Raw genomic sequence first — 389 nt, 5'->3', positions numbered from 1 at the left:
TCCCTCGCCCGGCTGTTGGGCAGCCCCGCCACGATCGTTCGCTCGACCGGCGGCTCCCCCGAGGCCGGCTCCACCGCCGACGCCGACTCCGACGGCGGGGAGGCCGTCCGGCGGCAGCTGCTGGCGGTCGAGCCGGGCCGGCGCCGCCGGGCCGTGCTGGTCCGGCACTGCCGGGAGCTGGCCGCCCGGGTGCTCGACGGGCCCGGCGCGCCGGACGCGGCGGCGATCGACAGCTCGGCGCCGCTGGCCGGCCTCGGCTTCGACTCGATGCGCACCCTGGAGCTGCGTTCGCGGCTGGAGCTGTCGCTCGGCGTCCCGCTGCCCGCCACGCTGGGCTGGCAGTACCCGACGCTGGACGCCCTGGTGCCGTTCCTCGCCGAGCGGATGGG

Annotated in this window: 1 protein-coding gene; it reads left to right on the top strand. The window is 78.9% G+C overall.

Going from position 1 to position 389, the window contains the following annotated elements; genetic code table 11:
• Positions 1-389: acyl carrier protein (locus BI06_RS51130; RefSeq protein WP_043471636.1), on the top strand; the 389-nt coding region annotated here is incomplete at both ends.

The sequence above is a fragment of the Kitasatospora sp. MBT66 genome (assembly GCF_000710405.2).
Lineage (GTDB): Bacteria > Actinomycetota > Actinomycetes > Streptomycetales > Streptomycetaceae > Kitasatospora > Kitasatospora purpeofusca.
This window is presented reverse-complemented; position numbering and strand designations above follow the sequence as displayed.